Genomic DNA, 13,600 nt, shown 5'->3' with positions numbered 1-13,600 from the left:
ACACATGAAAGAGTTTTTATTAACGGATAGTGATTTTAAAGCTATTTCGTCACAAGTGTACGATGCTTGCGGCATTGTCTTAGCGGAGCATAAACGCGAGATGGTTTACTCGCGTTTAGCAAGACGTATTCGCCAACATAAGCTTAAGAACTTTAAAGAATACTTAGATTTTCTCGAAGAGCACAAAGAGCAAGAGTTCAGTGAGTTTATTAATGCAATAACGACTAACCTGACTTCTTTCTTTCGTGAACCCCATCATTTTAGTTATCTAAAAAATACCATAGTACCAAAACTACTGGTAAGTAATGCTAAGCAAAAACGTGTAAGGGTGTGGTCTGCAGGCTGCTCAACCGGCGAAGAGCCTTACACTATTGCTATGACCTTAAGCAGTTTATTTCCATCTGACTGGGATGTGAAAATCCTAGCCACTGACTTAGATTCAAATGTGCTCGCTAAAGCGCAGGCTGGTACATACACAGCAGCGAATGTGAATGGTTTAGACAAAAGCCAACTTAAACGCTGGTTTTTAAAAAGCCATGATGAACAGTTATATAAAGTAAAACCCGAACTACAAAAAAATATTTTTTTTAAACGTCTAAACTTATTACAGAGCTGGCCTATGAAAGGGCCGTTTGATGTTATTTTTTGTCGCAATGTTGTTATTTATTTTGATAAGCCGACCAAAGATACCCTATTTAAACGTTATTATGATTTGTTGACCGATTCCGGTCACTTATTCTTAGGGCATTCCGAAACACTGGGTAAGGACCACAAAGAGTTTAAGAATTTAGGCCAAACGATCTATCAAAAAGGTGGTCTATGAGTAGTCATTTTAAACCTGTATTGCCTGGTTTTGAACACGTTAAGCGGTTTTGGGATGGTAAGCGCCACAAAGTCGTTGCTAAGGTATTGCCTGGCGAGTTTTATGTTTCAAAATCAGATGAACTGATCACAACCGTGCTAGGTTCTTGTATTGCAGCCTGTATTTACGATGAAGGTTTAGGCATTGGTGGCATGAACCATTTTATGCTACCAGCAGAAAAAGGCGTTGATCCTAGCAACGCACACAGCCTTAACTGCCGCTATGGCAACTGGGCAATGGAATACTTGATCAATGAAATCCTAAAAAATGGTGCTTCTAGACGCAATCTCAAAGTTAAACTATTTGGTGGTGGAAAAATTATTCGTTCAATGACAGATATTGGTGTTGGCAATATTCGTTTTGCAAATGCCTATGTACTTGAAGAAGGTTTAGATTTAGTATCCCATGATGTTGGCGGGCCTTGGCCACGTAAGGTGATGTTTGATCCACAAACAGGCAAGGCACAGGTTAAAAAGATGCGTGAATTGCACTCTGATCAACTCGAGAAACGTGAAATTAAATACTTACACGATATTGAGCAACAAGATGCAGAAACGGATATTGAATTATTTTAGGAGAGCATATGATCAAAGTACTCATAGTTGATGATTCTGCTTTGATCCGTGGTTTACTCAAGGAGGTACTCGAGCAAGCGCAAGACATTCAAGTCGTTGGTGCGGCAGAAGACCCTTATCAAGCCCGAGATTTAATTAAGCGCCTTAATCCAGATGTCTTAACCCTTGATATCGAGATGCCAAAAATGGATGGATTAAGCTTTTTAAAAAACTTGATGCGTCTTCGTCCTATGCCGGTTGTTATGATTTCAACGCTTACTCAAAAAGGCTCCCCAATCACTTTGGAAGCCCTCGAAATTGGCGCAGTTGATTTTATTGCCAAGCCAACTATTAATGTCACTGAAAATTTGCAACGTTATGCGCATTTACTACATCAAAAAGTGCGTACAGCAGCTGGTGCTAGAGTGCGTGCCTTTAAAGAGTCAAAAGTTGAAGACGATAGCTCTTTAGCAACACTTGAGTTTAAAGCTAATAGCGTGCTTGCAATAGGTGCTTCAACAGGTGGCACAGAAGCGATTAAAGAAGTGCTAGTACGCATGCCAGAAAACTGCCCACCTATTGTTATAACACAGCATATTCCTCCTGTATTTAGTACTTCATTTGCGATGCGCATGGATAGAACCTGTAAAATCAACGTTAAAGAAGCTGAACATGGTGATAAGCTACAAACTGGCTGGGCATATATTGCACCAGGCGATCAGCATTTAAGTGTGGTGAAAAAAGCAGGGGCTCTATTTTGTCAGCTTGACTCGAGTGAGTTGGTTAATCGCCATCGTCCAGCGGTTGATGTGCTATTTAATTCCTTGGTTATGGCTTGCCCTAAAGTAACGGTGGCTGCGTTATTGACCGGTATGGGCAGCGATGGCGCCAAAGGCATGCTTGCATTAAATCAAGCTGGGGCTTACACCATAGCACAGGATGAATTGTCGTCAGTGGTATGGGGCATGCCTAAAGCCGCAGTAGAGCTTAATGCGGCTAATGAAGTGGTTCGCCTTGATAAGGTTGCAGCGCAAATGCTAAAACAAGCTGCTAAGGTACAATAACCCAAGGTTGAGAGAACCAGTAGTAACTGCCTTTTTTCGCGATAGAAGGGGCTGTGCAGTTAAAGCGAGAGCGGCCTTTTTTCAGTTTTTCAGGTGAGGTGATCTTCACCGTATCTTTACTAAGCCAAGTTAAGTCTGCTTGGCCAATACCAGAGACATAACAAGCAAACTGACTTTTATGAAAGTCTTGCATATCAAATTGCATACTTAAACTTGGCGGGTTTTCATGCGTTACGCTATCTGAGTAGGTGAGCTGCTTGATAGTGAATGCTTGCGAGTCTAGTTTAGTGGCAAGCGTATCAAGTTTTGAATAAAAGCCCGACGCCGGAAAGCGTGGTAATCGGGTAAAGTCAGAATGGATACCTACAGCACCCGAATGTTGACCTATACCAACAAAGCCTAGAGATTTAACTAACTGTTGTAATGAATTGTTAAACTCGCCATAAGGGTAAGCAAGATATTTGTAATCATGACCAATTTCTTCTTTAATGCGTTGCTGAGCAGATAGAATATCTTTTTTAGTGCGAGCTAACCACGCCTCTTCAATCTCGCCTGGCTGTTTGCGATGTAAGTAATTATGGACTTGTGTGTGATTGCTGATTATGGCGCCTTTATTAGATAGCTCTTTTAACTGTTGCCATGTCATAACATAGCTTTTGCCTTCATCAATCAACTCGGGATTAACGAAAATAGTATATGGATAGCCAAACTTTTCTAAGATTGGTGCCGCTTCTTCATAGTTATTTTTATAGCCATCATCGAAGGTAATCGCGACGGTTTTATCTGTCAGAGGCTGGCCGGCTTGTAATGCGGTGATGAGTTCATCTAATGGAATAACTTTAAAGTTATTATCTTGCAAATATTGCATATGTTCTGTGAATGTATCGCTGCTGACACTGGTTACCGCAGGAAGGGTTTCACTGACGTGGTGATACTGTAGAATGACAGCGCCATGGGCACGCAAAGATAAACCTAACAGGACTGCAAATACTAAATGAAACATTTTCTTAAACGTCATAAGGCACACCATAAAAGTTTACTGTTATTAGCCGGTCCGATGATTTTATCAAATATTACTGTGCCAATGTTAGGTTTAGTTGATACCGCTGTAATCGGTCACTTAGGAAGCGCTCACTATTTGGCTGGTATAGCACTCGGTTCAGCAGTTATCTCGTTATTATTTTGGCTAGCAGGTTTTTTACGGATGAGCACCACAGGGTTGGTTGCACAGGCCTATGGTAAAAGCGATCACACCTTACTCGCTGAGCTATTAAAGCGCAGCTTGTTACTAGCAACAGCGGTTGCGCTGTTATTAATAGCGCTGAGTATACCTATTCAATCCTTAATGGCATATTTATCAAATGCCAATGACGCTGTTTTAGAACAAGCAAATAGCTATTTTTCAATTCGTATTTTTAGTGCGCCTGCTGCTTTGTGTAATTTGGTTTTACTTGGTTGGATGTTAGGGGTGCATTATGGCCGCGGGCCATTTTATTTATTACTTATCACCAATATTACTAATATCGTGCTTGATATTTATTTTGTGGTGTTTCTTGATTGGGGTGTGGCTGGAGCTGCGTGGGCATCTTTAATTGCTGATTATACTGCCCTTGTTTTTGCACTTATGTTAGTTGCACAACTTGCCAAAAAGCAGGGTGTTAACCTTGCCGTGAAAGCATGGTTAAGTGTTGCTAAGTTACTTGATTTAGTGAATTTAAATCGTGATATATTTATTCGTTCACTGGCGCTACAACTGTGTTTTAGCTTTATGACTTTTTATGGCGCACGTATCGGTGAAACAACTTTAGCAGCCAATGCTGTATTGCTGAACTTTTTAATGTTGGTGAGCTTTGCACTTGATGGTATTGCTTATGCAAGTGAAGCTAAGGTCGGAAAAGCTAAAGGAGAACAAAGCACTAAGCAGATTAAGCTATGGGTTAATTTGAGCCTGTTTTGGGGCGGGTTATTTGCCGTGTTTTATAGTCTTATATTTTTATTTTTTGGCAAGGCAATCATTCGTTTACTTACCGATGTGCCAGAGGTTATCAGCCTCGCAACTGTTTACCTTCCCTGGGTCATTATTTTACCTATTGCGGCGATGGGTTGCTTCTTATTTGATGGCGTATTTGTGGGTTTAACACGTGCCAAAGACATGCGAAATACAATGCTATTTAGTGCTTTGGTGGGCTTCTTTGGACTGTTTTGGCTGGTAAGTAGCTGGCAGAACCATGGTTTGTGGTTTGCTATGACGAGCTTTATGTTGATGCGAGGGTTAACTCTGTGGATTCGCTACCGTAAAATTATCAATAATCAGCAATTATTAGATTAAATCACTTCCATAGATCCGGGTCGTGATCTTTCGGTGAAGATCGTTCTAAGACTTGTGCAAAGCGGTTGGCAAAAATACCTAAGTAGCCCCAGGCTGCAAAGAATATCGCCACAGCTAAAATGATCAGACCAATTAATTGAAATAGTGCGGGCCCATAATAACCTATAGCAATAAAAATCACGGCCAGCACAAATAGTGCTAGGCCGCGAAGAAAGCGTTTTAAGCTTAACTTGGGGTCGCTACCTAAGCGAAATACCCATTTTTTAAGCATGCTTTAAATACCAGTTAGTAGTAAGAGTGTTCACCAGATTGGTGATCAGTAATGTCTCTTACACCATTGATTTCGTCAAACTTGGCGATCATTTCTTTTTCGATGCCTTCTTTAAGTGTGACATCAATCATTGAACAGCCGTTACAGCCACCGCCAAATTGTAGTACTGCAATTCCGTCAGCAGTAATTTCTACTAGGCTAACTTGACCGCCGTGATTAGCGAGCTGTGGATTAACTTCAGTTTCAAGCATGTGTTGAACACGCTCTTGCAGTGACGCATCATCGCTAAGTTTACGTGCTTTTGCATTTGGCGCTTTAAGTGTTAACTGAGTTCCCATTTTGTCAGTTACAAAATCGATTTCAGCTTCTTCTAAGAAAGGGGCGCTTTCTGCATCAACAACGGCATCAAAGCCATTGAATGGTAGACGAATATCAGTCGCTTCAACGGCGTCTTCTGGGCAGTAAGAAACACCACACTCAGCCTGCGAAGTACCTGGGTTTACTACAAACACGCGAATGTTCGTTTGTTCAGCTTGGTCTGCTAAAAGTTTAGCAAAATGAGATTGTGCAGATTCAGAAATAGAGATCATAAAACGGACTATACTTGACTAAATTACTCGGATACTGAGTATCATACTCCGCTCATCGTATTGTCGCCAGTGTTGAGCGTAAAAAGTTGCATCTATTTTATCGAATGGTAGCGTTAAAACATCAAATAATTACGGGTGCTATCTATGCGTTTTATAATAACAATATTAACCATGCTAGTGAGCGTCAGCGCATTAGCAAAACCTCTTTCTTATTACTTTGAAGAAGATGTGAAATTTGACCCAACTATTCCTACCCCAGAGCAGGTGCTAGGTTACGAAGTGGGTGAGTGGCATGTACGTCACGATCAGCTTGTGCAATATATGCAAATTCTTGCTGAAAAAAGTAATCGAATGAACTTCAAAGTAATCGGTCGCACACATGAACAGCGTCCGCTTGTGATGCTAACCATCACAGCACCAGAAAAGCTGGGTCAGGTAGAGCAAATCCGCAAGGCTCACTTAGCTCGCTTAAATGGTGGAACGAGTGACTCAAGCAAACAACCTGCGGTTGTATGGATGGGTTACAGTGTTCATGGGAATGAGTCATCAGGTAGTAATGCATCGCTACTCGTTGCTTACTACCTTGCCGCTGCACAAGGCCCAGAAATAGATGCCTTACTAAACAACACGGTTATTTTACTAGACCCATCATTGAACCCAGATGGTTTAGCACGTTTTGCAAATTGGGCGAATAGTAACCGTGGTATGAAGTTATCATCAGATCCACAAACTCGCGAGCACATTGAAAGTTGGCCGAGTAGCCGTACTAACCACTATTTATTTGACTTAAATCGTGACTGGTTGTTACTACAGCACCCTGAATCACGTGCACGCATTGCGCAGTTTCATCAATGGAAGCCCAATATCCTAACTGACTTCCATGAGATGGGCCCAAACAGCACATACTTTTTCCAGCCTGGGATCCCAACTCGTAAGCACCCAATCACTCCTGAAGAAAATGTCACGCTAACTAAAGCAATTGCAAACTATCATGCAAAGACACTTGATGAGCATAATGCTCTTTATTTCACTGAAGAAAGCTTCGATGACTTTTACTATGGTAAAGGCTCAACTTACCCAGATGTAAATGGCGGTGTAGGTATTTTATTTGAACAAGCGAGCTCACGTGGTCACTTACAAGAAACCATCAACGGCCCATTAAGCTTCCCGTTTACGATTAAAAATCAGTTATTAACGAGCCTATCGACGTTCCAAGCCGCGCTTGATAACCGTACAGACTTACTTGATTATCAAGCAAAATTTTACAACAAAGCTGTTGACCTTGCTGGTGATGAAGACTTTAAAGGGTATGTGGTGAAAGGCGGCGCTGATCAAAGTCGCATGAAGTACTTCCTTGATTTATTAAAACAACATCAAATCAATGCGTACATGTTAGAAGAGCCGCTAAAAGTGAACGGTCAAAGCTTTTCTGAGCAGAGCTATTATGTACCATTAGCACAGCCGCAATTTCGTTTAATTAAAGCGATTTTTAGTGAGCAACAGCGTTTTGTCGATAATACATTTTATGATGTATCTGGCTGGACACTTGCTCATGCCTTTAATTTAGAATTTGCAAAGGTAAGCAGTAATTGGGGCTTAAAGGTTGCCAAAATGCCTTGGCAGCAAAGTGTTAAATCAAGCTTTGCCGCTTTACCACAAAGCTATGCTTATGCATTCAAATGGGATGATTACCTAGCGCCAAAAATGCTTAATAGCTTACTCGAACAAGGTGTGAAAGCACGGGTGGCATTAAGCCCACTTACAGCAAAAACGCCTTCAGGTGAAATAGCTTTTGAGCCAGGTAGTATTCTTGTTCCTGCAGGTCTGCAAACTGATAGCAACTGGGTTAGCTATTTAAACCAAGCGCAGAATGAGTTTGGCATTGAAATAACACCAATTAGCTCGGGCTTAACGGTTAAAGGTGCTGATTTAGGTTCTCGTGCAATGGCGGTTGTGAAAGCGCCTAAAGTATTACTAGTGGGAGGTCAGGGAACCAGCCAGTATGAACTTGGTGAAGTATGGTATTACTTAGATCGTTTCGTTGGCACAGCGCCAAGCATTATCGAAATGGAGCGCTTAAATCGCATCGACCTTGAAAACTACAGTCATATTATTCTAGCGCACGGAAATTTCAATCGTCTTGATGATGCGACTAAAGTGGCTATTAAATCGTGGGTTCGTAAAGGCGGTGTTATTTGGGGACATAAAGGCGGTGCTAAATTCTTAGCTGATCAGCAACTACTAAAGGCTAATTACTTATCTCGTCGTGATGTAGCCAGTGCATTTGATACAACAGGGCTTACCTATGCCGATAAAGATGACTTAGCTGGTCGTCAGCGTATTGCCGGTGCAATTTTTAATACTTCAGTGGATTTATCTCACCCACTTACGTATTCGCTGAATCGCAATACATTACCTGTGTTTAAGAATAGTACTTGGCTACTTGAGAAATCAGACGCACCTTTTGTGAACGTGCTTACTTACACAGATAAACCGCTTTTAGCTGGCTTTACTGATGACGTAAACGTAGAACAAGTAGCTGGTGCGGCAGGCTTAATTGCGCACTCTTATGGTAAAGGGAGTGTGATAGGCATGACCGATAACCCAGTGTTCCGTGGTTATTGGTATGGTACCAGCCGATTACTGAGCAATGCATTATTCTTTGGTAATGCCTTTCATGCCTCAGGTGATAAATAATCACAATTAATCTTAGCGCAGGTTGTCTAATCCAGTTAAGCAAGTGAGCATAGCCCACACTTGCTTAGCCCCTGCATTTTTTATGGCTTCTGTCGCAGCATTTATGGTTGCGCCAGAGGTCATCACATCATCAATAATTGCCACGGTTTTTCCTGTTAAATCTTGCTGACAAACAAACGCATTTTGTAGATTTTTAACTCTTTTCGTTTTACTTAACTGTGATTGCGCTTTGGTTGCTTTTTGCTTGTAAAGAGCTGAGCTAACAGTACATTGCTGCTTTTTTAAAACAGGCAGCCAAGTTTGGCTTACCTGATTAAAACCGCGTGCTAAAAAGCGCTGATTATGCAGTGGTAGCACAATAAAAAGATCGGGCCAATTTATATTAACCTGACGAGCTAATTGCAGCTGCCTCTCTATTACTTGTTGTAGTGCCACACGAAAATACTGCTGATCGTTAAATTTCAATTGCTTGAGCCAAAGTTTCAAAGGCGCTTGATACCAAGCACAGGCAATTAAATAATCAAAATTACTATCAGGAAATGCATCACATATATCAGGTCTGTGTAACAAGTTTGGGTGGCGTGTAAGATCGAACAAATTGAGGTCATTTAAACAATACTGACACAAGGCTTGATTAGCCTGTATGTGACTTTGGCAGCTAATACAAAAGTTAGGGAACAGTGCGTCTAGCCCTAGTTTTAAGGTATGTGAGAAGTGAGACATTGCATTCATTCCTTTAAACGCTATTATGAGCGCTAAGTGTGGTTGGGAAATACAAAATATGCAAAATGATATGGTGCTATTACATGGCTGGGGAATGAACCAGGGGGTTTGGCAAGTGATCAAGCCTGAGCTTGAGTTTTTCCATGATGGTGAAGTCCGTTGCTTTGACTTACCTGGATTTGGTAATGCGCAGTCAATTCCAACACCTTACTCTTTGCATGATGCAGCTCAGCAATTAAGCGCCCAGCTCAATAATAACTCTATTCTTGTTGGCTGGTCTTTAGGTGGTCTTTTTGCTTTGTATATTGCTGCACATTGGCCAGACAAGGTAGCAAAGGTTGTGTTGGTTTCTTCAACGCCATTTTTTGCGCAAACCGACGAATGGCCGGGTATCAAGCCTGAAGTATTAAACGCCTTTAAAGATCAGCTGGTTAGCCACAGAGAAAAAACGATAGAACGGTTTTTGGCGATACAAGCGATGGGCAGTGAATCAGCTCGGGACGATATTAAGCAGCTAAAAGCACTTTTAAACCAGTATCCAGCGCCACAAGAGCAGGCTTTAAGTGCTGGCTTAGACATTTTACAGCAGGATGATTTGCGTGAGCTATTCGCTAACCTTAGCGTACCTGTGCGTGGTATTTTCGGCCGTTTAGATTCATTAGTACCTTATCGTGCGATTGAAAAAATGCATGCTTTACAGCCTCAGTTTGAATATGAGGTTTTAGATAAAGCCTCACATGCGCCATTTATTTCTCATAAAGCAGCATTTATATCAGCACTGAAATCAATGTGTTAAGCAAAACTCGCTGAGAGGCCAGAAAAATAGCGGGATTTAGCTTTATTTTGCTCGTTTTATGAGCGATAATTAACAAGTAGATCTCACTGTTGGAGGGTGTTATGCCAATCAGTTCTGTTTTTAATAATGCGGTAGAAGGTTATAACCGTGCTAGTCAAGGTATCGAAAAGGCGAGCGCAGAGATTAGCCGTGCCTCAATTGATCAGCAAGATGATGCCCAATTAGCTCAACAACGGCAATTACAAGCGGCGAGTCCAAATGAAGCTGTTACTCCGCCAGCTTCACAACCTGCCCCAATCGATGAGTCGCTTGTCAATTTGAAAGTTGAAGAGTTTAATGCAAAAGCCAATATCAACACGATTCAAACTGCTGATGAAGTGCTCGGTACACTAATAGATATTAAAGTTTAGTACTTATGAATATCGTCACTCCGTTTCCTTCGATTAATATCAACACGGCGAATGTGCACACTGAAAGTGCTCGCCGTGATAATCAGTTACGTGAAGTGATCCCACCTCCTGCTGCTACCAAGCCGAGTAACGCGGAAAACAAAACCCTTAATGATGGCGACAAAACCAAGCAGCCTGGTTCTGAGGCCGGTACTTATGATGCTAAAGGGCGTCTTGCTGAAGACAAAGTAATTGAAGAGCGTCAGCAAGGTCGCGAACAAGGCGAGTCTGAGCAAACAGAGCAAGAACAACAGGAAGCTAAACAAGAACAACAAAAAGAGCAAAAGGTTGCAGAGCAAGAACAGCAAGATGCTGAACAAATTAAAGAGTTAAAAGCACGAGATACCGAGGTGCGTATTCATGAGCAAGCGCATGCGACAGTTGGTGGTCAATATGCAGGCTCGCCAAGCTATGAGTATCAACGCGGCCCCGACGGTACAAACTATGCCGTAGGCGGCGAAGTGCAAATTGATGTTGCTGAAATAAAAGGCGACCCAAAAGCCACAATCGAAAAAATGCAGACAGTGCGTGCAGCAGCGCTTGCACCACAAGAACCATCGAGTGCTGATCGTTCTATCGCGGCCGATGCCACACAAAAACTTATGGCAGCACAAGCTGAGCTTGCCAGTCAATCAGCAGATAGCGATGCTGATTCAGGCAAATCGACCTTCAAAATAAATAGTGATTATGCCGAAGATAGCGCAACTCAAAGCAGTGAAACAAAAACAGCAAAGCGTGATGTAGAAGTAGACGAGCGTGCCACACGTATTGCTAACTTGTATCAAGCAGCTACCTCGCCCACCAATCAAAATCAGTTTTCTGCTTTTATTTAACATCCTTAAATAAAAACCGCGTAAGTTTAAACTCACGCGGTTTTTTATTATCGATTGATACCAGTTTGATTAATCTATTTGGGGATTACTTTTTCACTTTTGCATTGGCAAATGCATCTGCAAACGCATTGCCCATCGCAACATTACCAAATTCGCGTTTTTGCTTTGGTGCGCTTTTCGCTTTAGCTGCAGGCTTAGGTTTGCTCGCTGGTGCGGCTTTATTGCTGGTATCAACATCATCGTCTAAACGCATAGTAAAGCTAATACGTTTACGTGCAGCATCTACTTCAACTACTTTTACTTTTACAATATCACCAGCTTTAACCACTTCACGTGGGTCGGAAATAAACTTATTGGTAATAGCAGAAATATGCACTAAACCGTCTTGGTGTACGCCCACATCAACGAAGGCACCGAAGTTAGCAACGTTAGACACCACACCCTCTAAAATCATACCAGGTTTAAGGTCGTTAATGGTTTCAACACCGGCTTTAAATTCCGCTGTTTTAAACTCAGGGCGCGGGTCACGACCCGGTTTATCAAGTTCTTTGATAATGTCGGTAACGGTAGGTAAACCAAACTTTTCGTCTGTGTAATCGTTAGCAACGAGCTTGTTTAGGATATCAGAGTTACCAATTAGGCTGTTTACATCTAAGCTGTTTTTCTCGCAAATACGCTTAACAACAGGGTAGGCTTCAGGGTGAACTGACGAGTTATCGAGAGGATCTGAACCTGTACTGATACGTAAGAAACCGGCAGCTTGTTCAAAGGCTTTTGGACCTAAGCGTTCAACTTTTTTCAGTTCAGAACGTTTACTAAATGAGCCATTCGCATCGCGGTAGCTAACAATATTTTGCGCTAACGTTTTGTTTAAGCCTGATACGCGAGTAAGTAATGGCACTGATGCCATGTTTAAGTCTACACCTACAGAGTTTACACAGTCTTCGACTACTGAAGTTAGCGTTTGCCCTAGTTGGCTTTGCGATACATCGTGTTGATACTGACCTACACCGATTGATTTAGGCTCAATTTTTACCAGCTCGGCAAGTGGGTCTTGTAAGCGGCGCGCAATAGACACCGCACCACGTAGTGAAACATCAAGGTTAGGGAACTCATTGGCTGCAAATTCAGACGCTGAATAAACAGATGCGCCTGCTTCACTGACCATTACTTTATTTAGTTTTAGTTCACTGTTTGCTTTAATCAGTTCTGCTACTAACTTGTCAGATTCACGTGAAGCCGTACCATTACCAATAGCAATTAGCTCAACTTTATGCTGGCGACATAATTGTTCTAAAGTACGAAGCGATTTATCCCAATGATTTTGTGGAGCGTGCGGGAAAATCGTTTGTGTTGTTAACAGCTTGCCAGTGCTGTCTACAACGGCAATTTTACAACCTGTGCGTAAACCAGGATCGAGACCTAACGTGGTGCGTGGGCCTGCAGGAGCGGCCATTAATAAGTCTTTTAAGTTCTTAGCAAAAACGTCAATTGCGCCGGTTTCTGCTTTTTCGCGCATTGCACCTAAAAATTCATTCTCTAGATGTAGGCTTAACTTAATTTTCCATGCCCATTGCACTACGCCCATTAGCCAACTGCTTGCAGCAGAGTTGCTAACATCTAAGCGGTAATGATCAGCAATCATTTGCGCGCATACTTGCGCTGGATTTTCTGCGCTTGGCTCAGGGTTGATACTCAGTTGTAATACGCCTTCATTACGAGCACGAAGCATAGCAAGTGCACGGTGTGATGGTACTTTCTTAAGCGGTTCTTGATGCTCAAAGTAGTCGCGGTACTTCACGCCTTCATTTTCATGGCCTGCGATTACAGCACTTTCAATTTGACCGTGTTGTGCAATATGACTACGAAATTTAGCAAGTAATTTGGCGTCTTCAGCAAAGCGCTCCATTAGAATAAATTTAGCGCCATCAAGCACTGCTTTTGTATCAGCAAAGCCTGCTTCAGCATTAATGTAACTACTAGCTTGTTCTTCTGGGTCAAGGCTTGAGTTATTAAATAGCGCATCGGCAAGCGGTTCAATGCCTGCTTCAATAGCTATTTGTCCTTTCGTTCTGCGTTTAGGTTTGAAAGGCAGATATAAGTCTTCGAGCTCAGTTTTACTGTCAGCGTTATTAATGTCATCACTTAGCTCGGCAGTTAGCTTACCTTGCTCTTCGATAGTGGCAAGGATAAAGCTGCGGCGTTCTTCTAATTCACGTAAATACGATAAACGCTGCTCAAGTAAACGTAATTGCGTGTCATCTAAGCCACCAGTTACTTCTTTACGATAACGGGCGATAAAAGGGACTGTGGCACCTTCATCAAGTAGTTTGATTGCAGCAACAACTTGTGATTGCTGGGCATTTAGCTCGGTCGCTAAGCGTGCAGAGATATTGCTCATGCATAAACCTTTTTTAAAAATAGAAAATCAG

The 13,600-nt window shown here is 42.0% G+C and carries 13 protein-coding genes; 8 read left to right on the top strand and 5 right to left on the bottom strand.

From position 1 onward, the window contains the following. Positions 1 to 4: 4 nt before the first annotated feature. From J8Z25_RS15845 to J8Z25_RS15835, 3 genes are read left to right on the top strand one after another with little or no spacing between them, the layout of a single operon-like run. Positions 5 to 823: a CheR family methyltransferase gene (locus J8Z25_RS15845; RefSeq protein ID WP_130050329.1), complete on the top strand. Its 819-nt coding sequence runs from the start codon at positions 5 to 7 to the stop codon at positions 821 to 823. Then, complete coding sequence (gene cheD / locus J8Z25_RS15840) at positions 820 to 1,437, top strand: chemoreceptor glutamine deamidase CheD (protein WP_130050330.1); 618 nt, start codon at positions 820 to 822, stop codon at positions 1,435 to 1,437. Before J8Z25_RS15845 ends, cheD begins: the two co-directional genes overlap by 4 nt. A gap of 8 nt (positions 1,438 to 1,445) precedes the next feature. Further along, the gene (locus tag J8Z25_RS15835; protein WP_250661406.1) at positions 1,446 to 2,480 is read left to right on the top strand and encodes a protein-glutamate methylesterase/protein-glutamine glutaminase; all 1,035 of its coding nucleotides are present in this window, start codon (positions 1,446 to 1,448) and stop codon (positions 2,478 to 2,480) included. On the opposite strand, the gene J8Z25_RS15830 is transcribed toward J8Z25_RS15835, so the two are convergent. Beyond that, on the bottom strand, positions 2,467 to 3,498 hold the full coding sequence (locus J8Z25_RS15830; RefSeq protein ID WP_250661405.1) for a polysaccharide deacetylase family protein: 1,032 nt from the start codon (positions 3,496 to 3,498) through the stop codon (positions 2,467 to 2,469). The genes J8Z25_RS15835 and J8Z25_RS15830 overlap by 14 nt on opposite strands. On the opposite strand from J8Z25_RS15830, the gene dinF reads away from it, so the two are divergent. Then, positions 3,475 to 4,809, top strand: a complete 1,335-nt coding sequence (gene dinF, locus J8Z25_RS15825) for an MATE family efflux transporter DinF (RefSeq protein ID WP_130050332.1) — start codon at positions 3,475 to 3,477, stop codon at positions 4,807 to 4,809. The genes J8Z25_RS15830 and dinF overlap by 24 nt on opposite strands. A gap of 1 nt (position 4,810) precedes the next feature. Here dinF and J8Z25_RS15820 read toward each other — a convergent pair whose 3' ends face one another. Both J8Z25_RS15820 and nfuA read right to left on the bottom strand, forming a co-directional pair. Further along, positions 4,811 to 5,080, bottom strand: coding sequence for a hypothetical protein (locus J8Z25_RS15820; RefSeq protein ID WP_167658426.1), 270 nt, complete (start codon positions 5,078 to 5,080; stop codon positions 4,811 to 4,813). Between the two features lie 14 nt (positions 5,081 to 5,094). Continuing rightward, positions 5,095 to 5,670, bottom strand: coding sequence for a Fe-S biogenesis protein NfuA (gene nfuA, locus J8Z25_RS15815; protein ID WP_054554437.1), 576 nt, complete (start codon positions 5,668 to 5,670; stop codon positions 5,095 to 5,097). 144 nt (positions 5,671 to 5,814) lie between these two features. Between nfuA and J8Z25_RS15810 the strand changes: the two genes are divergently transcribed. Further along, on the top strand, positions 5,815 to 8,367 hold the full coding sequence (locus tag J8Z25_RS15810; RefSeq protein WP_130050334.1) for a M14 metallopeptidase family protein: 2,553 nt from the start codon (positions 5,815 to 5,817) through the stop codon (positions 8,365 to 8,367). Between the two features lie 12 nt (positions 8,368 to 8,379). Here J8Z25_RS15810 and J8Z25_RS15805 read toward each other — a convergent pair whose 3' ends face one another. Further along, on the bottom strand, positions 8,380 to 9,090 hold the full coding sequence (locus J8Z25_RS15805; protein WP_130050335.1) for a ComF family protein: 711 nt from the start codon (positions 9,088 to 9,090) through the stop codon (positions 8,380 to 8,382). Positions 9,091 to 9,148: 58 nt separating this feature from the next. Here J8Z25_RS15805 and bioH point away from each other — a divergent pair, with 58 nt between their 5' ends. The 3 genes from bioH to J8Z25_RS15790 all read left to right on the top strand — a co-directional run bounded on the left by bioH (position 9,149) and on the right by J8Z25_RS15790 (position 11,168). Further along, on the top strand, positions 9,149 to 9,886 hold the full coding sequence (gene bioH, locus J8Z25_RS15800) for a pimeloyl-ACP methyl ester esterase BioH (RefSeq protein WP_130050336.1): 738 nt from the start codon (positions 9,149 to 9,151) through the stop codon (positions 9,884 to 9,886). 101 nt (positions 9,887 to 9,987) lie between these two features. Further along, a complete protein-coding gene (locus J8Z25_RS15795; protein ID WP_130050337.1) occupies positions 9,988 to 10,296 on the top strand; it encodes a hypothetical protein in 309 nt (102 codons plus the stop codon). 5 nt (positions 10,297 to 10,301) lie between these two features. Next, a complete protein-coding gene (locus J8Z25_RS15790) occupies positions 10,302 to 11,168 on the top strand; it encodes a putative metalloprotease CJM1_0395 family protein (RefSeq protein ID WP_250661404.1) in 867 nt (288 codons plus the stop codon). 85 nt (positions 11,169 to 11,253) lie between these two features. Here the strand turns inward: J8Z25_RS15790 and J8Z25_RS15785 are convergent, their stop codons facing one another. Beyond that, positions 11,254 to 13,569 (bottom strand): Tex family protein, encoded by a 2,316-nt coding sequence (locus tag J8Z25_RS15785; RefSeq protein ID WP_178926340.1) that lies wholly within the window; start codon positions 13,567 to 13,569, stop codon positions 11,254 to 11,256. Positions 13,570 to 13,600: the final 31 nt, after the last annotated feature.

The organism is Pseudoalteromonas sp. SCSIO 43101, from assembly GCF_023650775.1.
In the GTDB taxonomy this organism is placed as follows: domain Bacteria; phylum Pseudomonadota; class Gammaproteobacteria; order Enterobacterales; family Alteromonadaceae; genus Pseudoalteromonas; species Pseudoalteromonas apostichopi.
This window is presented reverse-complemented; position numbering and strand designations above follow the sequence as displayed.

Excerpts from the sequence above, each read along its gene's own strand:
- J8Z25_RS15845 (WP_130050329.1), top strand. The coding sequence starts at position 5 with ATGAAAGAGTTTTTATTAACGGATAGTGATTTTAAAGCTATTTCGTCA.
- cheD (WP_130050330.1), top strand. The coding sequence starts at position 820 with ATGAGTAGTCATTTTAAACCTGTATTGCCTGGTTTTGAACACGTTAAG.
- J8Z25_RS15835 (WP_250661406.1), top strand. The coding sequence starts at position 1,446 with ATGATCAAAGTACTCATAGTTGATGATTCTGCTTTGATCCGTGGTTTA.
- dinF (WP_130050332.1), top strand. The coding sequence starts at position 3,475 with ATGAAACATTTTCTTAAACGTCATAAGGCACACCATAAAAGTTTACTG.
- J8Z25_RS15830 (WP_250661405.1), bottom strand. The coding sequence starts at position 3,498 with ATGACGTTTAAGAAAATGTTTCATTTAGTATTTGCAGTCCTGTTAGGT.
- J8Z25_RS15820 (WP_167658426.1), bottom strand. The coding sequence starts at position 5,080 with ATGCTTAAAAAATGGGTATTTCGCTTAGGTAGCGACCCCAAGTTAAGC.
- nfuA (WP_054554437.1), bottom strand. The coding sequence starts at position 5,670 with ATGATCTCTATTTCTGAATCTGCACAATCTCATTTTGCTAAACTTTTA.
- J8Z25_RS15810 (WP_130050334.1), top strand. The coding sequence starts at position 5,815 with ATGCGTTTTATAATAACAATATTAACCATGCTAGTGAGCGTCAGCGCA.
- J8Z25_RS15805 (WP_130050335.1), bottom strand. The coding sequence starts at position 9,090 with ATGTCTCACTTCTCACATACCTTAAAACTAGGGCTAGACGCACTGTTC.
- bioH (WP_130050336.1), top strand. The coding sequence starts at position 9,149 with ATGCAAAATGATATGGTGCTATTACATGGCTGGGGAATGAACCAGGGG.
- J8Z25_RS15795 (WP_130050337.1), top strand. The coding sequence starts at position 9,988 with ATGCCAATCAGTTCTGTTTTTAATAATGCGGTAGAAGGTTATAACCGT.
- J8Z25_RS15790 (WP_250661404.1), top strand. The coding sequence starts at position 10,302 with ATGAATATCGTCACTCCGTTTCCTTCGATTAATATCAACACGGCGAAT.
- J8Z25_RS15785 (WP_178926340.1), bottom strand. The coding sequence starts at position 13,569 with ATGAGCAATATCTCTGCACGCTTAGCGACCGAGCTAAATGCCCAGCAA.